Genomic DNA, 23,310 nt, shown 5'->3' with positions numbered 1-23,310 from the left:
TTGATCAGACATCAAGCCCTCCCCGATCACGCGGCAAGCAGACGCGATAGAGCGGCAAGGTCAGGCGCACGGTCCAGATCCTCGACCGCTTTAAGAATCGATGAACAATGCGCGCTGCTCCAGACCGATCCTGCGACCTCGCGGAACTTGTCCTGGACTTCCTCCGCGCTGTAGGGGTCTTCGGTATCGCCCTTGTTGGTGTAAGCTTCGGCACGAAGAATGCGGCCATCGACCAGCGTAATTTGCACGCGCGCCGGTCGAAGACCCGGCAGCATCTGGGTGAGCGCCTTGTCCTCACGCACCGCAACACGCCCCGCCAAAGCGAGCGTCACGGCATCGCGCCGCGCATCGTCGCGAAAGGCAGCGATCGAGGCCGCGCCATTGACAATCGTCGTCGCCAGCGAAAACGGCAGCGAGAACTTGGCCGCCAGCATGTTGCGGGGCTGCTGAGCATCGAGCTGCGCTGCCCAGATGTAGGTATCGACATCGATTTGGGCGATATCATCCGGCTTCAGGTGGCCGCCGGCCTCCGCGATCAGACTTTGCAGCGCGTCGAGCGCGCCGTGGTTATAACGGCAGGCGGCGTGGCGCTTGAAATAGTTGCGCGCGATCTCCCACCGCGAGCCGAGATCGGCAATCATCTCCTCAGGCTGGAACTGATCGGCGATGACGGTGCCGTAGATCGTGCCGATGCCATCCGCCTCGCCGATAAATCCGGCATCCACCATCTCCCATGCGCGCAGGCCGATTTCGTTCGAGAAGCCGGCGAAGCTGTTGCGCACGGTGCCGCCTTCCAGCATGGTCCGACGGCTTGTCGCCAGCCCGAGTGTCGATGAGACATTGATGACTTCCGCCATCTGTTCGCGGGTCGCGCTGTGCAGTTTGGCAACGGCCACCGCAGCACCCACCGTGCCCCAGGTGCCATGCGGGTGCATCGTCACGCGCAGCTTTGATGCAATGCCGATGCGCGAACCGATTTCGTAGCCGAGTGCAATGGCCAGCAACACATCCGAACCGCGGCTGCCAAGCTCTTCGGCAGCTGCCAGGACGGCCGGCACGACATGGATCCCGGGATGGCCGCGCGCGAACTGATTGCCTTCGTCGATCTCCAGCATGGTGCCGGCGGTGCCGTTCAGGAATGCCGAGAGACCGGCCGTAGCACGACGGCCGGCGCCGATGACCGGAGCAGCATCGTCAGCGGACGTACGGCAGAGACGTGCCGTGAGGCGTTGCATCTCCGGTTCCTGCGCACCCGCGACGATCGCCCCGATGCAGTCAAACAGCACTTGCTTGGTGCGCGCCACGACATCCCGGGGAAGCTGCTCCGCCGTCGCCGTTACAGCAAAGTCGGCCCATCGGTGCAGCCATTGCGGCCTCGTGGTTTGGAAGGAAGCATTTTGCAGCATCGTCACATTCCCAAATAGGTCTTGGCCAATTCACTGTTTCCGGCCAGTTCGGCTCCGGTCCCGGAAAGCACCAGGCAGCCGTGCTCCATCACGTGGGCGGCATCGGCGACTTCCAGAGACTGCATGACGTTTTGCTCGACGAGAAGGATCGTCAGTCCGACTTCATTCAAGCGACCGATCAGCGTAAACATCTCCTCGACCAGACGCGGCGCCAGCCCGAGCGAAGGCTCGTCCAGAATGAGAAGCCTTGGTTGCCCCATCATGCCCCGGCCGATCGCAACCATCTGCTGTTCGCCGCCGGAGAGCGTGCCAGCGCGCTGCGCGAACCGTTGCTTCAGGCGAGGAAACACGGTCAGCACCTGCTCCATGGTCCGGGCACGCTCGGCTTTCCCGCGCCGGTAGGAGCCAAGCTCCAGGTTCTCGCGCACGCTGAGATCGGGAAACAGCTTGCGGCCCTCAGGCACGTGGACGAGGCCTGCCGCGACGATATCCGCCGGGCTTTTTCGGTCGATGCGCTCCCCGTCGAAGATCACCTCACCGCGTTGCGGGCGGACGATGCCGGACAGGACCTTGTTCAAGGTGGTCTTGCCAACGCCGTTGGCGCCGAGCACCGCGACGATCGATCCGGCCTCGACCTCGAGGCTGATGCCGCACAGCACGGAAGTGCCGTCATAGCCGGCCACAAGGTCTTTCACTTCGAGCAGCGCTTCAGCCATGGCTGGCCGCCCCCGATGCGATCCGCGCCGCAGCGCCCGGCCCGAGATAGGCCTCGATGACCTTCGGCTCGCGCGTCACTTCGGCCGGGGTGCCTTCGGCAATCATTCGCCCTTCGGCCAGAACATAGACGTGATCGCACAGGCTCATCACCGCCTGCATGACATGCTCGACCATGAGGATGGTGATGCCGTCGGCGACGAGCGCCCTGATGACCGGAATGATATCGCGCACTTCAGACGGGTTCAGTCCGGCCAGAACCTCGTCGAGCAGCAGGAGACGCGGCCTGGTCGCGAGCGCGCGGGCCAATTCCAGACGCTTGCGCGCGGAAACCGTAAGCCCGGCCGCTGGCGCATCCAGCCGGCTTGCCAGGCCGACGCGTTCGGCAATCGCAGCGGCACGGTCCAGCGCCTCATCGCGACGACGGCAATGCAGATAGGCGCCGACAGCGATGTTCTCGCGGACACTAAGGCCGGTGAAGGGCTGAACGATCTGGAACGTCCTGGCGATACCGAGCGACGCCCTGCGATGCGGAGGCAGGCTGGATATCTCCGCCTCGTCAAAAACGATCGAGCCGGATGTCGGCGGCTCAAATCCGGAAATCAGACTGAAGAGCGTCGTCTTGCCGGCGCCATTCGGCCCGATCAGGCCGGTAATCCCTCCAGCCTTCACCGTCAGGCTGGCGTTGTCGACGGCCCGGAGACCGCCGAACCGTTTGCTGGCATTGCTGACGCTGAGAAGGGGAGCCGTCATGCCGGCCTCCGCGCGCGCCAAAGCCGAGACAGCCTGGTCAGAAGACCCTGCAATCCATCGCGCGCAAAGGCGATGATCAGCACCAGCAGGATACCGAACAGCGCCAGATCGATGCCGGGAACCCGGCCCGCCACGGCCTTGGCTAATTCGCCGAGGAAGTGCAGCGCAAGGGCACCGAGCAACGGGCCGAACACGGTGCCCAATCCACCGATGATCGGCCCCAACAGCGCTTCGACCGAAATCCAGGTACCGAAGGCGATCGACGAATCCACGAACAGAAAATACTGGACGTAAAATGCGCCCGCCAATGCGGTCATCGCTGCGGACAACGTAATCGCCCTGAGTTTGACATCGAGCGTATCAACGCCAAGCGCCGCGGCGGCATCTTCGTTTTCGCGCACGGCGACGAGATAGGCGCCGAAGCGGCTCCGCTCGATGCCGCGCATCAGGAACATGATGGCGGTTACTATTGCGAGGATGATCCAGAAATAGATCGCGCGGCTCGCAAACTGAAAATTCGCGGCGGAGACCTGCAACTTGATCAGGGTGCCCGCGGCCCCGCCCGTGAAAGGCGCGGCATTGGCGATGATCCGGAAGACCTCGGCGAAGGCCAGCGTGATCAGGGCGAAATAAGAGCCGCGCAGCCCTGACCGGAAACTCAAATAGCCGATGACGGCGCCAACGGCCGCTCCAATTGCGGTCGCCGCCAGCATCGCCGCATAGGCATTGATGCCGTAACGGGTTTGCAGGATCGCATTGCCATAGGCGCCGGCGCCGAAGAACGCGGCATGGCCGAAGGAAAATTGCCCGCCGTAACCCGCCAGTAAATTCCAGCCCTGCGCCGCCAGCGCAATGATCATCGCGGTGACCAGCGCATTGATGACCGTATTGGACTGGACCAGCACCGGCAGCAACGCCAGCAGCAGGGCCGTGATCGCGATCGCGCCGTAAGCCCGGGCCGTGCTCATGCCTTGGCTCCGAACAGTCCGGTCGGGCGGATCAGCAGCACCAGGATGAAGATGACGAAAATTCCGAGCTGACCGAGGCTTTCGCCAAACATCAGGCCGGAAAGGCTCTCGACAACACCGACGAACAACCCGCCTGCGATCGCGCCGGGGATAGAACCCATGCCGCCGAGCACCACGATGGTGAAGGCCACGAGCACATAGGCATTGCCGACGCGCGGATGCACATAATAGGTCGGCAGCAGCAGGCACGCCGCGATGGCAAGACATGCCGCGCCGAGCCCGAAGGTCACCGCGTAAATATGGGCGACATCGATGCCGGCTAGCGACGCGCCGAGTTTCTCCTTGGCGACCGCGCGGATCGCCTTGCCGGTATCGGTCTGTGCCAGGAGAATCCATAGCAGCACGGCGACGAGGCAGGAGACGCCGAAGGCCGCCGCACGCGGCAAGGCGAGGAACGTGAAGCCGAGATCGAGCGTGGAAAACCCATAGGCGACATCGACGGTCCTGGTATCGGAATTGAAGACCGCGAGCAGCAGGTTCTCGATCACGATCGACAATCCCAGCGTGATGAGCAGGATGTTTCGATCATCGCCGTGGCTGGCAGGCCCGATCACCAGGCGCTGCAAACCATAACCGAGTCCGAAAAAGATCAGCGCCAACGGAACCATTGCGACATAGGGATCGACCCCGGCCTGGAACGCCAGATAGGCCGCAAACATCGCTGCGCTCAGGATGGCGCCATGCGCGAAGTTGATGATGTGCAACACACCGTAAACCAGCGTCAGCCCGACCGCGATCAACGCATAGACCGCCCCGGACATCAGGCCGTTCAGCACCGCGGCAGCCAGTATATCGAGCGACGTCATAGACCTTGAGCCTTGGGCCCGGCGGGCCGTTTGCGCGAGCGACGGAATTGGCGACCAAACCCGGCAGACCGGGCTTGCCGATCGACGCGATGGAAATGATCAGGCCGGGACCGGGAACACCGGCTTGGCGTCGGCGAAGCTCGACGGGAAGATGACCTTGATGTCGTTGTCCTGAACCTGGGTGTTGACGGGCGCAGCACCTGTGTTCTGCCCACCGACGAATTGCGTCGGACCATAGGGCATGATGTGACCGGCAAAGGTCGAGGATGCCAGAGCCGCGACGATCGCCTTGCGGTCCGCGGACGCGGCGCGTTCGATCGCATCGGCAAGCAGCAGGACGCCCGAATAATTCAGGGCGACGTTGTAGGTGAAGAATTTGCCTGACGCCTCCACCTCTTTCTTAAGCGCCTGCGCCACCGCGTTGCGCGGATCGTACCAATGATTGCAGTCCATGACGTTCTGTGCCGCTTCCGGAAATTCCTTGACGAAGCGGTAGTTGGAGGCAGCACCGTTGAGCACGCAGAATATCCCCTTCGGCTTGATCTTCTGCTGCTGCATGGTGCGCGCCAGCAGCACGAACTCGCCATAGTAGCTCGACGGGATGATGAGATCCGGATTCTTGGAACGGATCTGCAGCGCCACGTTCGACATGTCGCGTGCCGGGGTCGGATGCGCGATGGTATCGAGGATCTCGAAGCCGCGCTTGGGCAATTCGGCCTGCATCAGCTTGGCAAGGCCCGAACCGAACAGGCCGTCCTCATGCACCAGCACCACGGTCTTGGCCGGCTTGCCGGCGGCATCGTTGATGGTCACCAAATTGTCGAGCGCACTCTTGGTGACGATGCCGAAGCCGGGCGCGAAGCGAAACGTGTTGGTCAGGCCGCGCGAGACGATCTGGTCCGAAACGCCGACATCGACGATGTAGCCGAGATCATAGCGCGAGGCCGCCTGCGTTGCCGCAAGGCAGATCGGACTGGCGAAGCCGCCGACGATCGCCACGACGCCATCTGCCGCCATGCGCTCGACTTCCGCGGTGCCGCCTTCGGGTGTCGAGCGCGCGTCGCCGAACACCATTTCCAGCTTGGCGCCACCCAGCGACTTGATGCCGCCCTTGTCGTTGATCGCCTTGATGGCAGCCACGGCACCGATCTGGCCTTGCGCACCATCAAAGGCCAGCGCCCCGGTGACCGGCTGCAAAATGCCGATCTTGATCGCAGCGCCCTGCGCCCGCAGATAGGCCGGCATCGCCACGGCTCCGGCGACCAAAGCCGCACCGCCCTTGAGAACGCGGCGGCGCGACAAACCGGTGCTACCTGTCTTTGTCATTCTGTTCTCTCCATCCAATTGCGGCCGATGTGCGGGCCGAGGTCATGACGCTTTCTTGGTGATCCGATCGCCAGCCGCGGGCGCCAGTACGGTGGCCCAGCGCCGCACTCCAGCGGCTTCGGTGCGAACCATTTCCATGTGCAGCGCATAGCGATCCGGCCGATACAGCGCGCTGAGATGCTCGACACCGCTGCCGTCGGCGGCAAAGACCGTCCGCGTTGTGCCTAGCAACGCGGACCCGACTTCGACATCGAGCGCGGCGGCAACGTCGGGCGTCGCCAGCACCGCGGTCACTTCCTGCGTCGCGCGCTCGATCTGCACGCCGGAGCGCTCGAGCAGGGACAGCAGCGGGCGCGCGGCAAGATCGGCCTCGGTGTAGGTGACGCCGATGCGCTGGGGAACGTGGGTCGTCAGATGCGAGAAGGGCTGGCCGTCGATCAGGCGGACCCGCACCGAGAACTGGGTCTTCTCACCGGCGTTGAGCTTGAGCCTGGACGCAATCGCCGCCGACGGCTCGCGATAGTCGAAGGCGAGCAACCGAACTGCGGTTTCACGGCCCATCGCCACCAGGTTGGCCAGCACATCGGAAAAATCCGCCACGATCGGCTTGGCCCCGCCGGCGCCGAGCACGAAGGTACCCGCGCCGCGGCGGCGAGCGATCAATCCCTCCTGCTCCAGCTCGGCAAGTGCGCGCCTGACGGTGACGCGCGACACGCCATATTCGGCCGCCAGCGCCTGCTCGGGCGGCAACGTTCCCTGAGCGTCGAGCCGGCCACCGGCGATCCGGTCGCGCAGCACCAGATAGACTTGCCTGGTCTTTGACGGTTCGACACCGGCCATGCGGCACCTTGTGCTTAATACATTTAAATGTACAGTATATGATACAACTTGAGCCGCAAGCCCATAGAGCGAGCAGGAAAGTCGGAAATAAGCGGCAGATCTGGTCGGAAAACAGAATATCGGTGGGGGCTAGCGGCGAACTCGGACGCTCCATGACGGACACGCAACCGGCAAGTATCATCGACAAGCTCTGGAATGCCCACGCCATCACAACACGTGAGGATGGCCAGACCCTGCTGTTCATCGACCGGCACCTCGTGCATGAGGGCTCGTTTCACGCCTTCGATCAACTCAGGACTCGCGGCGCGACGGTTGCACGGCCCGACCTGACCTTCGGAATCGCCGACCATTATGTGCCGACCCGGCCGGCCTCCAGCACAGCCAACACCGAGGCGGCGGGCATGATCGAACAACTGGCCCGCAACGCCCGTGAGCACGGCATTCTATCGTTTGGTCAATCCGACCAGCGCCAGGGCATCGTTCACGTCGCGATACCCGAGCAAGGCCTGACACTGCCCGGGCTGTCGATCGTCTGTGGCGACAGCCATACCTCAACCCATGGCGCGTTCGGCGCTTACGCGTTCGGCATCGGCGCGTCGGAAGTCGCACATGTCCTGATGACACAAACGCTGTGGCAAAAGCGGCCCAAGCGGATGCGCATCGTCGTGGACGGTCAACTGCCTGCAGGAACCGGTGCCAAGGATATCGCCCTGACGATCATCGCCAGGATCGGCGCCGACGGCGCCCAAGGCCACGCCATCGAATACGCCGGCAGCGCCATCAAAGCGCTGTCGATTGAAGGGCGGATGACGCTGTGCAACCTCTCCATCGAGGCGGGCGGACGGCTCGGTCTGATCGCGCCAGACCAGACAACGTTCGACTATGTGCGAGGCCTTCCGTTTGCACCGCGCGGTGATGATCTCGACCGCGCCATCGACGACTGGCACTTGCTGGCAAGCGATGCCGACGCGGAGTTCGATCGGGAATTCGTCCTCGATGGGCAAGACATCGCGCCTGTCGTAACCTGGGGGACCAGTCCGGAACAGGCGGCTGCCATCGACGGGTCGGTGCCGGATCCGGCAAAGATGGACGATGAGCACAAGGCAGAGGCCGCGCGCGAAGCGATCGGCTACATGGATCTTCGTCCAGGGCAGGCGCTGAGCGAGATCCGGATCGATCGGGTTTTCATCGGCTCCTGTACCAACAGCCGGATTGAAGACCTGCGCGCTGCTGCTGCAATCCTCGCAGGCCGGCGCTCGCGCGTGCCAGGCTTGGTATCGCCCGGATCGCTGGCGGTAAAGCAACAAGCGGAACAAGAGGGCCTCGATCAGATATTTCGGGATGCCGGGCTGGAATGGGTCGCCTCGGGCTGTTCGATGTGTGTCGGGATGAATGGCGATACGGTCCCATCCGGCGAACGTTGCGCCTCCACGACCAATCGAAATTTCAGGGGACGGCAGGGGCTGGGAAGCCGGACGCACCTGATGTCACCAGCCATGGTTGCCGCCGCGGCTGTCGCCGGTCACCTCATCGATAGCCGCCTCCTCCTGGCCCAGGAGTAGATTTCGAATGCGTCCGTTTACCACCATCACTGCCCTCGCCGGCAAGCTGGCGATCGACAACATCGATACGGATCAGCTGATCCCCGCGCGCTTCATGCGACGCCCCCGCTCCGAGGGCTACGGCAACTTTCTATTGCACGACCTCCGGTTCGACGCTGAAGGCGCCTCGAAGCCGCAGTTTCCGTTGAATGACCCGAAAATTTCCGGATGTGAGATGATCATCGCCGGACGTAACTTCGGATGCGGATCGTCGCGCGAGGCCGCGGTTTACGCACTCGCCGATTACGGCATCCGAGTCGTGATTGCTTCGAGCTTCGGCGATATCTTTGCCTCCAACGCGGTCAAGAACGGCGTTCTCCCGGCTCAGATCAGCGAGGAAGATTCGGAACGGCTGCTGCGCGCTGACGAATTGGTCGAGCGCCGGCCTTTGACAATAGATCTTGCCGCGCAAACCATCACCGTCGGCAATCTCGTCGTGACCTTCTCCATCGACCCGATTTGGAAGAAGCAGTTGCTCAACGGCTGGGACGACATCGACATGACCCGGAGCGAAGCCGAGACGATCGCGCGGTTCGCCGAACAGGACGAAATTCGGCGTCCCTGGATGAAGCCTGCCGGAAAGTCCCCTCCAACCCGTCCACAGCGCGGCAAGAACCGGTAGAGGCCTCGCGCCCTGCTGGCTTTACCGAGATTATCTCCGATCTCTCGGTGCACACGCCGCGATGCTGAGCTACTTTCACGCTGCTCGACCGTGCAAGCACGGCGATCGAATGGGTCCGCACCTATCGCCATCCGCGAGCGCTGCGTCGGCGCGCACGACTGCGGTTCGCCGCACAGAACATCGTGCATCTCACGCACCCTGGGCCACCACGTCGCCGCGAAGACAGGCAACGCGTCGGCCGGGCGCAATTTCCGTCAACACAGGCACACTCTCGGCACAGCCAGCAACGGCATGCGGGCAGCGCGTGCGGAACACGCAACCTGACGGCGGTGAAGCGGGGCTCGGCAACTCTCCCGACAGCGCCATCTCGCGAGACCGCCTCTGCAAACGGATCGACGGCGTCGCGGCGATCAGCGCCCGCGTATAGGGGTGAGCCGGCGCATGGAACAGGTCTGCCGCCTTTCCCTCCTCGACGATGCGGCCGAGATACATCACCACCACGCGCTCGCACAGATGCCGCACAACATGCAGGTCGTGGCTGATGAACAGCAGCGCGAGTCCGAAGCTGGAACGCAAGTCCGCCATCAGCGTCAGGATTTGCGCCTGCACCGAAACATCGAGCGCGGAGACCGGCTCGTCGGCGACGATGAACTCGGGTTGGGTCGCAAGCGCGCGTGCAATCGCGATCCGCTGGCGCTGCCCGCCCGAGAATTCATGTGGCAAGCGATCGGCATGACTGGGGTCAAGGCCGACACGCTGCAACAGATCCTTTACGCGTACCCGCGCTTGTCCGCGATCCGCAAGGCCATGGATCAAAAGCCCGTCGGCGATCTGGGCGCCGGCCGGGCGCCGGGGATCGAGGCTGCCGTAGGGATCCTGGAAGATCATCTGCATGCGGGCGCGCAGGCGACGGCGCATCGTCGGCGTCAGATCGTGAAGCGGCCGTCCGTCGAAGACGATGCGACCGCTGCTCGGCGGCAGGAGGTGCAGCAGCATACGGCCGAGCGTAGATTTACCGCATCCGGACTCGCCGACGACGCCCACGGCCTCGCCGCGGTGGATCGTCAGGTCAACCTCGCGCACCGCCTTGACCTCTGTCCGCGCCAACCAACCCGCGCGGCCACGAAAGCTGCGTGATACATTCTCGGCCCGGACGAGCGGTGCGATCATGCGATCTCCCGCCACCTGAGACAGCGCGAACCACGGCCTGGACCAACCTCGACGAAAGCGGGCTTGACGGTCTGACAGCCCTCCATGGCTCGCCCGCAGCGCGGTGCGAAGGTGCAGCCGGCCGGCAATGCATGGGGCGGCGGGACCGTGCCGGGAATGGTGCTGAGCTGTGCGCTCTCGCTCTCCGGCGTGCTCGCGAGCAAGGCTGCGGTGTAGGGGTGGCGCGGCTGCGCAAACACCTCAACGACCGGCCCCTCCTCGACGATTTCGCCCGCATACATCACGCAGACACGATCCGCGATCTCGGAAACGACCGCAAGATTGTGGGTGATGAAGATCATGCCCATGCCGGTTCTGGACTTCAGCGCCGCCAGCAGGTCGAGAATCTGCGCCTGGATGGTCACGTCGAGCGCGGTGGTCGGCTCGTCGGCTACCAGTAACCGTGGCCCGTTGGCGACCGCGGTTGCGATCATGGCGCGCTGGCGCTGGCCGCCGGACAACTCATGCGGATAGGCGCGCGCGCGCTGGCGCGGGTCGGGCAGACCAACGTCCTTCAACAGATTCTCCGCGCTTCTCGCCGCCTCAGCACGCGAGGCTTCGCGGTGCGCACGGATCACCTCCGCAACCTGGTTGCCAATCCGGTGCACCGGATTGAGGCTGCTGCCCGGATCCTGAAACACCATCGCGATCTCGTTCCCGCGCAGCCGACGCATATCGGATTCCGGCAATTGCGCGAGATCGAGCTGCCGACCGGTCCGGTCGACGAACAGCACACGGCCATTGACGATCCGCATCGAGGCTGGCAGCAGGCCGAGCAGCGCGAGGCCGCTCAACGTCTTGCCCGATCCGCTCTCGCCGACCAGCGCCAGCGTTTCGCCCGCCGCGAGCGAGAGCGAGACATCGCGAACCGGGCGAACAGGTCCGTCCGGCGTATCGACTTCGATCGTAAGCGCCTCGACTGCCAGAAGTGACGACGGCGCCAGCGCGGACCCGGTATTCGGCAGGATGTGCGCGGCCACCCTCCCCAGCCAACGTGTTCCAGACCTGCCCGCGCGGGGGTCGAGCACATCGCGCAGGCGGTCGCACAAGAGATTGAAAGCAAGGATGGTGCCCGTGAGCGCCAGGCATGGCCACAGCAAAAGCCAGGGCGCCTGCTCCATGGTGGAGCGCGCGCCTCGGATCATCAACCCCCAGGACGGCGCCGGTGGAACAACGCCGAGACCGAGAAACGAGAGTCCGCTCTCCAGTACCATGGCCCCGGCAACAGTCAGAGAGAATTGCACCAGAAGCGGCGGCGCGACGTTCGGCAGGATGGTGCGCGCGAGAATGCGCGCTGGTCTTGCGCCGAGTGCTTCCTGCGCGGTGACATAGTCGAGGCCGCGTGTCGCCAGCGTGGCCGCGAAAGCGACGCGGGTATAGCCGGGCGCGTAGAGGATCGTGAGCGCGAACACCAGGGTTGCGGCCCCAGGCCCCATCAGGGTCACGACCAGAAGAGCCAGCAGGATCGGCGGGAAGCAGACGATCGCCTCCGTCGAGCGTACGGCGAGGATTTCGACGAGGCCGCGGGCGTATCCGCCGAGCAGGCCGAGCGTCGTGCCGATCACACCAGCGGACATCGCGGACAGAAACGCCACCGCGAGCGAGACGCGTGCGCCCCACACCAGTCGCGACAGCACGTCGCGGCCATATTCGTCCTGCCCGAGCCAATGAGTCCATGACGGCGGCGCAAGCCGAGCCGGCACGTCCATCTTTACCGGGTCGGGCAGCGGCAACAGAGGCGCAGCAAGCGCGACTGCAATGATGCCCACCACAATCGCCATCGAGAGAGCAAGCCGATGGGTGGTCCGCGCAGCCATCAGCCGTGCCGGACCCGCGGGTCAATCACCACATAGAGCAGATCGACTACAAGATTGATGATGACGAGCGCGACCGAGATCACAAGCACGATACCGACCACCTCGGGGTAGTCGCGCTGCTCGACCGCGTGCACGAGGGCCCCGGACAGACCCGGCCAATTGAACACGAACTCGATCAGGACGGTTCCGCCAAGCAGCGAGCCCATATGCAGGGCGAGCACGGTCACAACAGGTATCAGCGCATTGCGCACGACATGATGCTGCGCGATACGGCCTGCGGTCAGTCCCTTGGCGTGGGCCGCACGCACATAGTCACGTTCGAGCACCTCGAGCACCGACGAGCGCGTCATGCGAAACACCACGGCTCCAAGGCCAACAGCAATCGTGCCGGCAGGCATCAGCAGTAGCAGCAGGTGCTGCCCGGGATCGCGGGAGATCGGCACGAAGCCACCGGCGGGGACAAGGTGAAGTTTCTGGGCGAACACCAGAACCGCGACCGTTCCGACCACGAACACCGGCACCGAAAGGCCGAGGCTGGCGGATCCCCCCAGCGCGCGATCGACCATGCCGCCCACGCGCAAGGCCGCGAACGTTCCAAGCGGGAGGCCGAACAAGGTTGCGATCAGCCCGGCCGCGAAAATCAGCTCGAGCGTACGCGGCAGCCGCAATGCGATTTCCTCGGCGACGGAATGATCGTCGAGCAGCGAACTGCCGAGGTCCCCCTTCAGCAAACCCACGACATAGGAAAGATATTGGGCCTGGATAGGTCGATCGAGGCCGAGTTTCTCGTGCAGCTCCGCGACGGCCGCCGGGTCAGGCGCGACACCGCCCTGGGCCAGCAGCAATTCGGCCGGATCGCCAGGAACGACATGAATGACCAGGAAGACAAGCGTAGCCACGGCCCAGATGAGCCCAAGCGCGACAGCAATTCGCGTCAACGCGTAGCGGAGCATCCTCTCACCCGACCGCGGCGTCTTCGAAGGTGCTTCCCGAGTAGAAAGTGAGCGCGCCCGGAAGATTCTTGAAGCCGCTGACCCGCTTCTGCATGGCATAACCCTGGCTGCGCCAGGCCAGCCCGATCATTGGCGCTTCCTCGATCGCGAGCGCTTCGAGCTCCTTGTAGATCGTCTTTCGCTTCGCCTTGTCGAACTCGGCGCTGCCCGCCTTGATGAGCGTGGTGATCCTGTCGGTCTTGAGGCCGAACGAGCGCGAATAGGCCGACGAGAGCGACCCGTCTATCGCTTTGGCGATGCCATCGGGATCGTTGCTGTCGGCGGCGTCGCCCATCACCGCCATGTCGTACTGCCCCTTGTTGCCGACGGTGACGCGCGTCGCCCAATCGGGCAGATTGAGCTCGGCCCTGATGCCAATCGCCGCGACATTCTGCTGCACGACCTCGGCCGTATCCTTGTGCATGCCGTATTGCGCGGTCGACAGCAGCGAGCAGCTGAAACCGTCCGGATGGCCTGCCTCGGCGAGCAGCTTCCTGGCGAGCGCCGGATCGTATCCCCAGCCGTTCTCGTATTCGGGATTGAAGAATTCGCTCGTCTTCGGGATCGGAAGATGCGCCAGACTCGACCCTCTGCCGAAAAACGCCGCCTTGACGATCTCCTCACGCTTGATGGCGTGACCGACCGCCCTGCGTACACGTGCGTCGTTGAATGGCGCCCTGGTCGCATTGAAGACGAGATACATGTAAGGGCCATCGACCGCGTCGAGAGCGAGCTTGGGATCCTTGCCGATGGTCTCCATCGACTGCCAGGGAACATATTCGATAAGGTCGACGTCGCCGGCCTGCAACGCCGCGACACGCAAGTTCTCGTCCGCGTACGCCACTGCGCGGATCGCTTTCAGTTTCGGAAGGCCGGGCTTGTAGTATTTGGAGAACGCTTCAAGTTCGATCGAGACACCGCGCTCCTGCGCCTTGATCGTGAAAGGACCGGCGCCGACCGGTGCCTTTGGATCGGAGACCCGCGAAATGATCGGCATATGGAAGTTGGCGAACATGACCGGCAGGGTCGCCAGTGGCTCCTTCATCACCAAGCGTATGGTCTTGTCGTCAGGCATCTCGATCTTGTCGATGCTCTGCATCTGCCCGCGCATATAGGCAGTGGACTTCTCCGCGGCGACCTGCTCGATCGTCCATTTCACGTCGGCGCTCGTTACCTTCTCGCCATTCTGGAACGTCGCGTCACGCAGCTTGAACACCCAGGCGGTCGCTCCCTCCGGTGCCCAGCTTTCCGCGAGCTCGCCACGCAGGCTGCCGTCGGGCGCGAATCCGGTGAGACCGCGATGGATCATCAGTTTTACGGTGGCCGCGGCCGTGCCTGTATTCGCCCAGGGCTGAATGCTGGGCGGATAGCTCGACAGGCCGAAGGTGAGCGATCCCGGTGTCGCGGCGCGCGCGCCTGGAAGGCGCAGGAAGGGTAGCGCCGCTGCGCCTGCGAGGACGGAGCGACGGGAGACGGTCAGCGGCATGACACGGTCCTCACGAGTTGAAGCCATAGATGTCACGTGCGGCCGCAGCGTCGATGACGCCTTCGGCGAGATCACGCGCGACCGCGGTCCGATCGCGCTCCCTCGGTGGTCCATAACCGCCTGCACCGGGCGTGATCACTTCGAACCAGTCACCGGCCTTCAATTCGGCGGCGTCGCGATTGAACTTGACGCCCGGCCCCGGCACCATGCGGCCATGCGCGCCCGGCATTCCGCCAAAAAGTCCCCAGGATTGCGAGCGCAGGCGCGAGACGTCGACCCGCACGCGGCAATCGGCCTCCGCCCGATAGACGCGTCGCAAACCCATGCCGCCACGGAATTGGCCGGCGCCCCCGGAGCCGTCGACCATTTCGTAGCGCAGAAGCGTTAGCGGATATTCGAGTTCGAGCGCCTCGACGGGCAGGTTCGACGTATTGGTGACATGGACATGCACACCATCGAGGCCGTCCTTGCTGGGCCGCGCGCCCGCGCCGCCGCCCATGGTCTCGACGTAGACCCAGATGGTGCCATCCTTCGGCATCTCGCCGCTGAACGTCGCGACGCAGCACGAACTGTTGGTACAGGCCGACACCCGCCCGGGAACGGCCTGCGACAATGCACCGAGAATGAGGTCTGCGACCCGTTGGCAGGTCTGTACGCGCCCATTCACCGCTGCGGGATGCCTGCAATTGAGGATCGTGCCTTCAGGCGCGGTGACAGTCAGCGGCCGCGCAAGACCGGCATTCGGCAAGATTGTCGGGTCGACGACCGACTTCACCATATAATACGTGGTGGCGAGCAACGCCGTGTAGGTCATGTTGATGCCGGCACGCACTTGCGGGGGGCTGTCGAAGTGCAGTCGCATCCCGTCACCCGCGACGGTGATCGTGACCGAGATCGGCAGCGTGCCGTCGATCTCCGGATTGTCGAACACGTCATCGAAGCGGTAGGTGCCGTCCGGGATCGCCGCGATGCCAGCGCGCATCTTGCGCTCGGCATAGTCCAGCAACGCCTCTCCGGCCGCGAGAACGACTTCGGTGCCATATTTGGCGCACAACGCCTGAAAGCGCTGCACGCCGACGCGGTTCGCCGCCATCTGCGCGCGAAGATCGGAGAGGCGCTCGCGCGGCACCTGGCAGTTCAACAGGATGAGGTCGAGCACGTCCTTTTGCAGCTCTCCGGCCTTATAGAGCCGGATCGTCGGGATGCGCAGGCCCTCCTGATAGATGTGAGCATGACCGCGGTCGGCGAAGTCCGAGTGATGTGCGAGATTGACAGTCCAGGAGACGATGCGGCCATCGACGAAGATCGGCTCGGCGAGCACAATGTCAGGAAGATGCGTGCCGCCACCTTCGTAGGCGTCATTGCCGACGAAGACATCGCCGGGACGCATGGACTCGACCGCGTGCTGCTTGAGGATCTGCGGCACGATGCCGATGAAGCTGCCGAGGTGGATGGGAATATGCTCGGCCTGGCAAAGGGTACGGCCTTCGACATTGAACAGCGCGGTCGAGCAGTCGCGCCGCTCCTTGATATTTGTCGAGTATGAGGCGCGGATCAGCGCCTCGCCGGTTTCCTCCACGATCGAGGACAGAGCCGCGCCGATGACCTCGACAGTGATCGGATCGAGCCCGACAGACTGTCGAGGCGCGAGGGCGACATTCATGCGACCTCCAGGATCAGGTTGAGGTAGGGATCGACCTGCGCCGTCATGCCGGGCAGCACGACGGTGGTGGCATCCATTTGTTCGACGATCGCGGGACCCGTGAACCGGTTGCCGGACTTCAGTTCCTCACGGGCATAGACCGGGCAGGCGACGAAGGCCCTGCTCTCGGCGAGCCATACCTCGCGGCTGTCGCGAATCGCGTGGCGTGCATCTTCACCGGCCGGCGGGTAAGCCTTCATCGTCGCCTTGCTGACGAGGCCGGTTGCCTCGAGACGGAAGGTGACGAGTTGCACCGGCTCGTCGTCGGCAAGGAAGCCGTACATGCGCTGGTGCGCGTCGGCAAAACCCTGTGCCAGCAGATCGAGCGTTCTAGCCGTGATCGGGCCGTCAGGAAGCGGAATCGCAAGCTCATAGTTCTGTCCCGTATAGCGCATGTCGACCGTGCGCTGCAGGCGACGGGCTTCCGCCGCGATCTCCTCCTGGGCGAACCAGGCATCCGCCTGCTCATTGAGGGCTGAAAATGCACGCTCGATCTCGGCAACCGCGCCGGCTTGAAGCGGCATCAGCCGCGTGGTGGCAAAGTCGGCACGCAGATCGGTCAGCAGGAGGCCCATGGCGCACAGGATGCCGGGATTGCGCGGCACGAGGATGCGCTTGATATCGAGCTCCTTGGCCAGGCGCGCCGCGTGCAACGGACCGGCGCCGCCGAACGCCATCAGCGTGTAGTCGCGAGGATCGTGGCCGCGCTGAACCGAGATCACGCGGATCGCCTTGGCCATGTTGGCGGTGACAACCGAGATGATGCCTTGTGCCGTCTCCATCAACCCGAGGCCGAGCCGTTGCGCGAGCTTTCCGATCGCATCCTTCGACAGGTCCTGGCGCACCGCCATGCGGCCGCCCAGCAGATGGCGTGGGTTCAGCGTTTGCAGCACGATGTTGGCGTCAGTGACGGTCGGCTCGGCATTGCCCTTGCCATAGCAGACCGGACCGGGATCCGCGCCGGCGCTGCGCGGCCCGACTTTCAAGAGGCCGCCGCTATCGACATAGGCGATCGAGCCGCCGCCGGCGCCGACCGTATGGATATCGAGCATCGGCGCCTTGATCGGATGACCATGAACGATTGCCTCGGAGGTAAGACGCGCCTCGCCGGCCTTGAGCAGCGCAACGTCGGTCGACGTGCCCCCCATATCGAACGTGATGAGGTCGGGCAGGCCTGCGGCCCGACCGATCGCCTGCGCGCCGACCACCCCGGTCGACGGTCCGGACAGCACTGTGCGCACCGGCATTTCAGCGGCCGTCTCGAAACCGATGACGCCGCCGTTGGATTGCGTGAGATGCGGCATGACCGACATCCCGAGCGAGGACAGGCGCGGCGCAAGCCGATCGATGTAGCGCTTCATCACCGGGCCGAGATAGGCGTTGACCACCGCTGTCGAGAGACGTTCGAACTCGCGAAATTCGGGTGCGATCTCATGGCTGGTACAGATGAACGCCTCGGGATATTCCTCCCGCACGATCTCCTTTGCACGCTGCTCGTGCTCAGGGCATACGAAGCTGTAGAGGAACGAGATCGCCACCGCGCTCACGCCGGCCGCGCGCAGCTTACGCGCCGCCGTACGGACAGCTTCTTCGTCGAGCGCGATCTCCACCGCACCGTCGTGACGCACGCGCTCGGCGACCTCGAGGCGCAGGTCGCGCTGCACCAGGGTCGGCGGCTTGTCGGCAAAGATGTCGTAGAGATCGGGTCGCTTTTGCCGGCCAATTTCCAGGAGATCGCGAAACCCGTCTGTCGTGACGAGGCCCGTCGATACGCCCTTGTGCTGGATCAACGCGTTGGTTGCGACCGTCGTACCATGACCGAAGTAGCTAACGGGCGCCGCCGGCTGATCGCCGGCTTCCGGCGCGACGCGGCGCATTCCTTCTTCGACGCCCTGGGCGATGCCACGGGAGGGATCGTCGGGAGTCGAGGAGACCTTCCAGACCTCGACCCGGCCCTCATCCTCTTCGAACAAACAGATGTCTGTAAAAGTGCCGCCGGAATCCACGCCCACACGCCAACGCGACATGCCTGATGTCCTCGTCTCGATCAATCACTTCCCGGCCCGTGCAAGGTTCAGAGAACATCTCGCTGATTGCAACGAAAATTTCACGGAGCGACAGTTTTTCTGTTTGAAATTTCGATGAGTGAAACTATCGTTTCCAATGTCCAAAGCTAAGGCCCGGAAATTGGAACCATCGAACGATCTGGGTGGAGGCATTCATCGCACCGCCGCACTGCTGCGACTGCTCGCGACCCCCGATGGACGAGGTTTGCGCTTGAAGGACATCGCAGACGCCGCGGGACTTCCGCGACCGACCGTGCACCGCATGCTGGCGAACCTGATGACGGAGGAATTGGTCGAGCGCGACACCAATGCCAAGACCTACCGGCTCGGTCTTGGCCTGTTTGTGCTCGCCGCGCGCGCCGGCAATCCGATGAATCTGCGCGAACTCTGCCGCCCGGCCCTGTTGCGCCTCACGGGCGCTCTTGGCGAAACCATCTTTCTCCTGGTTCGCAGCGGGTTCGATGCCGTCTGCATCGATCGCACCGCAGGCATTCTACCAATTCGTTCATTCACGGGCGATATCGGGGGCAGCGTGATGCTCGGAATCGGCCAGGGCTCGATGGCCATTCTTGCGCATTTGGCAAAGGCCGAGCAGGACGAGGTCATTCGCTACAATCTGCCGCGCATGCGCGAATTTGCAGGCATCGACGAAGCCTTCATACGGGCCGAGATCGCACGCGTGCGCGCGATGGGCTTTTGCGATGGCGCAAAAGGTTTGATTCCCGGCATGGCCGGGCTCGGCGTTCCGATCCTCATGCCCGACGGGCGCGCCGCCGCGGCGCTCAGCGTCGGCAGCACGACCGACCGCATGACGCCCGAGCGTACCACCGTGATCTCCGAGATGCTGATGAATGAGGCACGACAAATCGGTGCCAGGCTCAATCCCTTCGACCCGACACTGCGCCGCGCCGGGGCTGCGATGGAAATTTCGCACGGCTAGAAGCATCTCGACCTTCTTCGCCTCGCGACTATGCGATCACGAGCCGGCATATTGTCCATACTTGGCGCTGGGCAGCGTCGAACGGATTAGTCGATATGGCATTGACATGACGCACACAGCTCGCGCGCGAACCTGAGCTGACATCAATCGGCGACGAAGGCAGAAATTGCCGCTTCCAGCACCTCATGCGCCCGTACGGCCTGTTTCTCTAGGCCGTCGAGCAGTTTCGCATCCACATCGAGCTTACCGTGCGCAGTCTCCACTTCCCGGCTGATCGCTTCAGGAGCCGGCCCGCCCAGGAGTTTGCGGCGGCGTATGAACGCTGCGGGATTCATGGCATCGGAAAAGATGTCCGCCGGGAGGTGGGGCGCCGCGATGCCAAGTTCGCCGGCCGCCTCGTCCAGCGAGGCTGATGTCGCCTTGTCCGGCCGGACACCCGCGGCGATGTTGCGGCGTACGAACACGCTGACGATCTGGTGGGAATTGCGCCAATCGATGCCTCTCTCGCGGACGAGTGCCGCGGCAAGGTCGGTGACCTGCGCCCAGTTGGCGCCGGCAAGCTCACGCATCCGGCCGACCTTGACCTTGAGGTCGCGCATCAGCGGCGACAACGTCTCCAGGCGCACGCCGAGTGCACGACCCAGGTCCCAAAGGATCGCCTGGCTGTTGCGGCGCTCCATGATCGGGAAGCCGGTGGGACCCTTCTCGGCCATCATCACCGTGGCGACGATGCCGAGTGATTGCGCGGCGACGCCCTTGATGTCCTCGAGCCCATCGGGATTCTTCTTCTGCGGCATGATCGAGCTCGTGCCACAGTAACGGTCGGGAAGTTCGACCATGGCGAATTCCACGGTCGACCAAATAAAGAGATCGTCGGCCAACCGGCCGACATTCTGCGCAAGAACAGCCAGCACGCCGGCATATTCCATTTCCAGATCGTGGCTGAGAATGGCATCCATTGTGTGCGAAAGCGGAGAATCGAAGCCGAGCAGGTCCGAGACGCGCTGGCGGTTCAGCGGAAAGTCGGAGCCGGTCATGATCGCGGCCCCGGCGGGCGACCGGTTGACACGCTGATGGAAGGACAGCAGCCGCTGCGTATCGCGGGCAAAGACCTCCTCGAACATCGTGAGCCAGTGCGCGAGGGTCGTGGGCTGGGCGTGCTGACCATGGGTGTAGCCCGGCATCACCGTCTCGCGATGCTGTTCGGCGAGGTCGAGCAGCGTACCGCGCAGCACCACCAGCCCCGCCAGCATGCGCTGGACATGGCCGCGGAAGGTGATACGCCGCGCCACCTCGATCAGATCGCCCGAGCTGCGGCCGAGATGAAGCCTCCCGCCGATCTCCTCGCCCAACGTCTTGGTGAGATAGTGCTCGCCGGAATGCATACCACCATCGGCCTCGGCGCGCGACGCCTCGACGTCGCGTTGCTCCATCTCACGGAAGGCCTTCAACATCGCGATGCCGGTCTCGCGCGGCAGGATGCCCTCCTCGCTCAGCATCAGCGCATGCGCCTTGTCGAAGGCATGGATGGCATGCACGGACTCACCGAGCAGGCTCGATCGATGGAAGTCGAGATGGGCAAGCGGCTCTTCGGTCAGCCGAGCGCCTGCGGTGCGGAAGCCGCGATAGTCCGAGGCCTTGGTCATGGGTCTTGCTCCATCAGGTCGGTCCGCCGGCCAGCGCCGGCGATGCAAATCGTTTGGTTGTCATCGCGCCGGCAGGCGCAGCGGTTGCAGGATCTGGTTCGGCGATATCCCATTGCTGAGACCCAGCACGGCGTCTTCGAGTCGGCTCGCCGCCTCAGGCCCGATGATCGGGGTCGCCAGGGATCGATATTTGGCAATCACGCCGTCATCCGGCAGCGGGTTGGTGGCAGAGCCAAGCGGGACGTCGATGCGCAATCGACGCTGCCCGCCATCCCTGAAATCAAGCACCAGCTCGGCTGCGACATTGGTCATGGGCTCGATACTTTCCACGACTTCGACACGACGCGCCTGCTCGAGCACGGCATGATCCCGCCGCACCGCTTCGCTGAACATTGGCAGGTCAGCCCCGCCATGCAATAATGCGACCGACAGCGCATAAGGCAGGCTCATCTGGGCGTCGAGCAAGGTCGAGACATCAGTCGCACCGCACATGCGCACGATGGTCGGGTGCACGTTGACGCGGATCGCGGCCAGATTTTCCGGCGACGCGCCCTCGCTGCGAAACTTCAGCATCGCATCGATAGCGGCATGGGTCCCGCGGCAGGAGGCGTAGGGTTTGATCGAGGAGCGGTGGATGCGCCAATCCTTGCCGAGATCGACCGTCAGCGCGGGCCAATCGGCCTTGTCGCCGGCATAGGTCGAAAGGAAACCACCCCAGGGCGCGTCCAGGATCTCGGCCGGCCCCGTCATCCCTGCACGCGCCAGCAGCACGGCCAGCACGCCGGATGCTGCAGCATGGCCTGGATGAAGACGCTTTGTCATGGCGCCCTCGCTCATGAAGGCCCATGTACCTGAGGCAAACGAGCCGGCGATGCCCAACGCGTTGCGGGTCGTTGCCTCGTCGCAGCCAAGCAGGCGGGCAACCGCGGTCGCGGCACCGAAGACACCGCAGGTGCCCGTGGAATGCCAGCCGGCATTGTTGTGCGCGTCGTAACCTCCGGACGCTTCCAGCATACGCCGGCCCAAATCATAGCCGGTCACGACGCCCGCGATGAGATCGCCCTCGCCCGCACCGGCGGCCAGCGGCAACGCCGCCAGCAGGGCCGGCACCACGACTGCGCCGCTATGGTCACAGCCGCTGGCATCGTCGAGTTCGAGCGCATGCGCCGCCGTGCCGTTGACGAGGGCAGCCGCCGCGGGCGCCGCGGTCTCCGCCCGGCCCCAGAGCAGCGCGGCACCGCCGTCTCCATAGGCGATGCGGGTCGTCGTGAAAACGGCCTCCGGCTCGGGTTGCCGGACGCCTGCCAGCGCAGCGCCGAGCGTGTCGAGCATATGACGCCGCACCGCGTGGACTGTCTCGGCGGGCAGATCCTCGGCACGCAGCCTCGCGTAGAAGGCGGCCAGCGTCGCGGCGGCTGGGTGTGCGGTCTGGGGGCGCATACGACGATCCTCAGGCAGGCCTATTGGTTGCGCGGCGCGGCGTTGATCGTCGTCTGCCTGACAACGGCGTAGGGCATCTCCCATTTCGCGAAGATCCTGCCGTAGGAGCCGTCCTTGATCATCGCATCGACCGCATCGGCCACGAGGTCGCGTAGCGCAGTGTTGGGCTTCGCGAAACCGAACCCGGCAAAGTCAACCGCGATAGCCTCACCAATCAGCGCGTATTTGCCACGATCGGGCGAGTCCTTGCTTTCATTGAGAAAGCGGATCGCATCGACGCCGATCGCGGCCGCCACGGCGCGCCCCTGGAGCAGCTGCAGGCGCGCGTCAGCCGTCTTGTCGACGAGGACGTATTTGACGTCGGGCAGCCCCTTGGCGATACAGGTCTTCTGGTTGAAGTCCTGCAAGCGGATATAGAAGATGCCGTTGCGGTTGACCGAGACCGGCTTGCCGCAGACGTCCTCGATCGTCTTCAACTCGCCGCCGACGGCCGGCATGGTGAAAAGCTGGGTGCCGGTCGAGAAATAGTCGACAAAATCGGTCTTGCCCCGCCGGCTCGGAATGTCGGTCATGCCGGACGCACCCATATCGATACGGCCGGTATCAAGCGAGTTGATGAGCTGGTCGAAGGATTGCTCGCTCCATTCGACCTTGAGGCCGAGACGCCTGCCGATCTCCTCGGTCAGGTCGATGTCGAGCCCCTTCAGCTCGAGCGTCGCCGGATCCTTGAATTCGAGCGGCGGATAGGTCGCGCTGGTGCCGACGACAAGCTTGCCCGCCTCCTTGATCTTCGCCGGCACGCGGGAGGCGAGATCCTGGGCCTGCGTCGTGGCGCAGGCCAGAACGGTCGCGACGGCGGCGCCGAAAACCAGACGAAGCGCGCTCCGGGTCGATGGCATGGCAGTCCCCTTTCTCG

At 64.1% G+C, this 23,310-nt stretch carries 19 protein-coding genes; 3 read left to right on the top strand and 16 right to left on the bottom strand.

Going from position 1 to position 23,310, the window contains the following annotated elements; genetic code table 11:
- Positions 1–26: 26 nt before the first annotated feature.
- From AC1RUR_RS18365 to AC1RUR_RS18335, 7 genes are all read right to left on the bottom strand, one after another.
- The gene (locus tag AC1RUR_RS18365; protein ID WP_492846427.1) at positions 27–1,406 is read right to left on the bottom strand and encodes an MmgE/PrpD family protein; all 1,380 of its coding nucleotides are present in this window, start codon (positions 1,404–1,406) and stop codon (positions 27–29) included.
- Positions 1,407–1,408: 2 nt separating this feature from the next.
- Entirely contained in the window at positions 1,409–2,110 is a 702-nt protein-coding gene (locus AC1RUR_RS18360) for an ABC transporter ATP-binding protein (RefSeq protein ID WP_492846490.1), read from the bottom strand.
- Positions 2,111–2,114: 4 nt separating this feature from the next.
- The gene (locus tag AC1RUR_RS18355; protein WP_492846488.1) at positions 2,115–2,873 is read right to left on the bottom strand and encodes an ABC transporter ATP-binding protein; all 759 of its coding nucleotides are present in this window, start codon (positions 2,871–2,873) and stop codon (positions 2,115–2,117) included.
- Positions 2,870–3,841, bottom strand: a complete 972-nt coding sequence (locus AC1RUR_RS18350; RefSeq protein ID WP_492846425.1) for a branched-chain amino acid ABC transporter permease — start codon at positions 3,839–3,841, stop codon at positions 2,870–2,872. Before AC1RUR_RS18350 ends, AC1RUR_RS18355 begins: the two co-directional genes overlap by 4 nt.
- Positions 3,838–4,707 carry a branched-chain amino acid ABC transporter permease gene (locus tag AC1RUR_RS18345; RefSeq protein ID WP_008139183.1) on the bottom strand — a complete coding sequence of 290 codons (870 nt, stop codon included), beginning with the start codon at positions 4,705–4,707 and terminating at the stop codon, positions 3,838–3,840. Before AC1RUR_RS18345 ends, AC1RUR_RS18350 begins: the two co-directional genes overlap by 4 nt.
- A 99-nt stretch (positions 4,708–4,806) precedes the next feature.
- Positions 4,807–6,033 (bottom strand): ABC transporter substrate-binding protein, encoded by a 1,227-nt coding sequence (locus AC1RUR_RS18340; RefSeq protein ID WP_492846422.1) that lies wholly within the window; start codon positions 6,031–6,033, stop codon positions 4,807–4,809.
- A 42-nt stretch (positions 6,034–6,075) separates the two neighbouring features.
- Positions 6,076–6,873 carry a GntR family transcriptional regulator gene (locus AC1RUR_RS18335; protein ID WP_492846421.1) on the bottom strand — a complete coding sequence of 266 codons (798 nt, stop codon included), beginning with the start codon at positions 6,871–6,873 and terminating at the stop codon, positions 6,076–6,078.
- A 152-nt stretch (positions 6,874–7,025) separates the two neighbouring features.
- Here AC1RUR_RS18335 and leuC point away from each other — a divergent pair, with 152 nt between their 5' ends.
- Both leuC and leuD read left to right on the top strand, forming a co-directional pair.
- Entirely contained in the window at positions 7,026–8,435 is a 1,410-nt protein-coding gene (gene leuC / locus AC1RUR_RS18330; RefSeq protein WP_492846419.1) for a 3-isopropylmalate dehydratase large subunit, read from the top strand.
- A gap of 7 nt (positions 8,436–8,442) precedes the next feature.
- Positions 8,443–9,096: a 3-isopropylmalate dehydratase small subunit gene (gene leuD / locus AC1RUR_RS18325; protein WP_492846417.1), complete on the top strand. Its 654-nt coding sequence runs from the start codon at positions 8,443–8,445 to the stop codon at positions 9,094–9,096.
- Positions 9,097–9,285: 189 nt separating this feature from the next.
- Here leuD and AC1RUR_RS18320 read toward each other — a convergent pair whose 3' ends face one another.
- Genes AC1RUR_RS18320 through AC1RUR_RS18295 form a run of 6 tightly spaced genes read right to left on the bottom strand, consistent with a single transcriptional unit; the run spans position 9,286 to position 18,329 of the window.
- Positions 9,286–10,266, bottom strand: a complete 981-nt coding sequence (locus AC1RUR_RS18320) for an ABC transporter ATP-binding protein (RefSeq protein WP_492846415.1) — start codon at positions 10,264–10,266, stop codon at positions 9,286–9,288.
- Positions 10,263–12,122, bottom strand: a complete 1,860-nt coding sequence (locus AC1RUR_RS18315) for a dipeptide/oligopeptide/nickel ABC transporter permease/ATP-binding protein (protein WP_492846413.1) — start codon at positions 12,120–12,122, stop codon at positions 10,263–10,265. Before AC1RUR_RS18315 ends, AC1RUR_RS18320 begins: the two co-directional genes overlap by 4 nt.
- A complete protein-coding gene (locus AC1RUR_RS18310; RefSeq protein WP_492846411.1) occupies positions 12,122–13,075 on the bottom strand; it encodes an ABC transporter permease in 954 nt (317 codons plus the stop codon). Before AC1RUR_RS18310 ends, AC1RUR_RS18315 begins: the two co-directional genes overlap by 1 nt.
- Before the next feature lie 4 nt (positions 13,076–13,079).
- Complete coding sequence (locus AC1RUR_RS18305) at positions 13,080–14,600, bottom strand: ABC transporter substrate-binding protein (protein ID WP_492846409.1); 1,521 nt, start codon at positions 14,598–14,600, stop codon at positions 13,080–13,082.
- 10 nt (positions 14,601–14,610) lie between these two features.
- On the bottom strand, positions 14,611–16,263 hold the full coding sequence (locus tag AC1RUR_RS18300) for a hydantoinase B/oxoprolinase family protein (protein ID WP_492846407.1): 1,653 nt from the start codon (positions 16,261–16,263) through the stop codon (positions 14,611–14,613).
- Positions 16,260–18,329 (bottom strand): hydantoinase/oxoprolinase family protein, encoded by a 2,070-nt coding sequence (locus AC1RUR_RS18295; RefSeq protein ID WP_492846406.1) that lies wholly within the window; start codon positions 18,327–18,329, stop codon positions 16,260–16,262. The genes AC1RUR_RS18300 and AC1RUR_RS18295 overlap by 4 nt, the downstream gene beginning before the upstream one ends.
- A gap of 136 nt (positions 18,330–18,465) precedes the next feature.
- Here AC1RUR_RS18295 and AC1RUR_RS18290 point away from each other — a divergent pair, with 136 nt between their 5' ends.
- Positions 18,466–19,308 carry an IclR family transcriptional regulator gene (locus AC1RUR_RS18290; RefSeq protein ID WP_492846405.1) on the top strand — a complete coding sequence of 281 codons (843 nt, stop codon included), beginning with the start codon at positions 18,466–18,468 and terminating at the stop codon, positions 19,306–19,308.
- A 143-nt stretch (positions 19,309–19,451) separates the two neighbouring features.
- Here AC1RUR_RS18290 and argH read toward each other — a convergent pair whose 3' ends face one another.
- From argH to AC1RUR_RS18275, 3 genes are read right to left on the bottom strand one after another with little or no spacing between them, the layout of a single operon-like run.
- The gene (gene argH, locus AC1RUR_RS18285) at positions 19,452–20,954 is read right to left on the bottom strand and encodes an argininosuccinate lyase (protein WP_492846404.1); all 1,503 of its coding nucleotides are present in this window, start codon (positions 20,952–20,954) and stop codon (positions 19,452–19,454) included.
- Positions 20,955–21,014: 60 nt separating this feature from the next.
- Entirely contained in the window at positions 21,015–22,394 is a 1,380-nt protein-coding gene (locus tag AC1RUR_RS18280) for an MmgE/PrpD family protein (protein ID WP_492846403.1), read from the bottom strand.
- 20 nt (positions 22,395–22,414) lie between these two features.
- The gene (locus tag AC1RUR_RS18275; protein WP_492846402.1) at positions 22,415–23,293 is read right to left on the bottom strand and encodes an ABC transporter substrate-binding protein; all 879 of its coding nucleotides are present in this window, start codon (positions 23,291–23,293) and stop codon (positions 22,415–22,417) included.
- Between the last annotated feature and the right edge of the window lie 17 nt (positions 23,294–23,310).

The sequence above is a fragment of the Bradyrhizobium sp. GW821-FHT12B03 genome, from assembly GCF_058807535.1.
This window is presented reverse-complemented; position numbering and strand designations above follow the sequence as displayed.

Bases quoted from the DNA above. Each gene is read 5' to 3' on its own strand.
- AC1RUR_RS18340 (WP_492846422.1), bottom strand. From the start codon at position 6,033: ATGACAAAGACAGGTAGCACCGGTTTGTCGCGCCGCCGCGTTCTCAAG.
- leuC (WP_492846419.1), top strand. From the start codon at position 7,026: ATGACGGACACGCAACCGGCAAGTATCATCGACAAGCTCTGGAATGCC.
- AC1RUR_RS18280 (WP_492846403.1), bottom strand. From the start codon at position 22,394: ATGCGCCCCCAGACCGCACACCCAGCCGCCGCGACGCTGGCCGCCTTC.
- AC1RUR_RS18345 (WP_008139183.1), bottom strand. From the start codon at position 4,707: ATGACGTCGCTCGATATACTGGCTGCCGCGGTGCTGAACGGCCTGATG.
- argH (WP_492846404.1), bottom strand. From the start codon at position 20,954: ATGACCAAGGCCTCGGACTATCGCGGCTTCCGCACCGCAGGCGCTCGG.
- AC1RUR_RS18305 (WP_492846409.1), bottom strand. From the start codon at position 14,600: ATGCCGCTGACCGTCTCCCGTCGCTCCGTCCTCGCAGGCGCAGCGGCG.
- leuD (WP_492846417.1), top strand. From the start codon at position 8,443: ATGCGTCCGTTTACCACCATCACTGCCCTCGCCGGCAAGCTGGCGATC.
- AC1RUR_RS18290 (WP_492846405.1), top strand. From the start codon at position 18,466: ATGTCCAAAGCTAAGGCCCGGAAATTGGAACCATCGAACGATCTGGGT.
- AC1RUR_RS18350 (WP_492846425.1), bottom strand. From the start codon at position 3,841: ATGAGCACGGCCCGGGCTTACGGCGCGATCGCGATCACGGCCCTGCTG.
- AC1RUR_RS18295 (WP_492846406.1), bottom strand. From the start codon at position 18,329: ATGTCGCGTTGGCGTGTGGGCGTGGATTCCGGCGGCACTTTTACAGAC.
- AC1RUR_RS18300 (WP_492846407.1), bottom strand. From the start codon at position 16,263: ATGAATGTCGCCCTCGCGCCTCGACAGTCTGTCGGGCTCGATCCGATC.
- AC1RUR_RS18365 (WP_492846427.1), bottom strand. From the start codon at position 1,406: ATGCTGCAAAATGCTTCCTTCCAAACCACGAGGCCGCAATGGCTGCAC.
- AC1RUR_RS18335 (WP_492846421.1), bottom strand. From the start codon at position 6,873: ATGGCCGGTGTCGAACCGTCAAAGACCAGGCAAGTCTATCTGGTGCTG.
- AC1RUR_RS18355 (WP_492846488.1), bottom strand. From the start codon at position 2,873: ATGACGGCTCCCCTTCTCAGCGTCAGCAATGCCAGCAAACGGTTCGGC.
- AC1RUR_RS18310 (WP_492846411.1), bottom strand. From the start codon at position 13,075: ATGCTCCGCTACGCGTTGACGCGAATTGCTGTCGCGCTTGGGCTCATC.
- AC1RUR_RS18315 (WP_492846413.1), bottom strand. From the start codon at position 12,122: ATGGCTGCGCGGACCACCCATCGGCTTGCTCTCTCGATGGCGATTGTG.
- AC1RUR_RS18275 (WP_492846402.1), bottom strand. From the start codon at position 23,293: ATGCCATCGACCCGGAGCGCGCTTCGTCTGGTTTTCGGCGCCGCCGTC.
- AC1RUR_RS18320 (WP_492846415.1), bottom strand. From the start codon at position 10,266: ATGATCGCACCGCTCGTCCGGGCCGAGAATGTATCACGCAGCTTTCGT.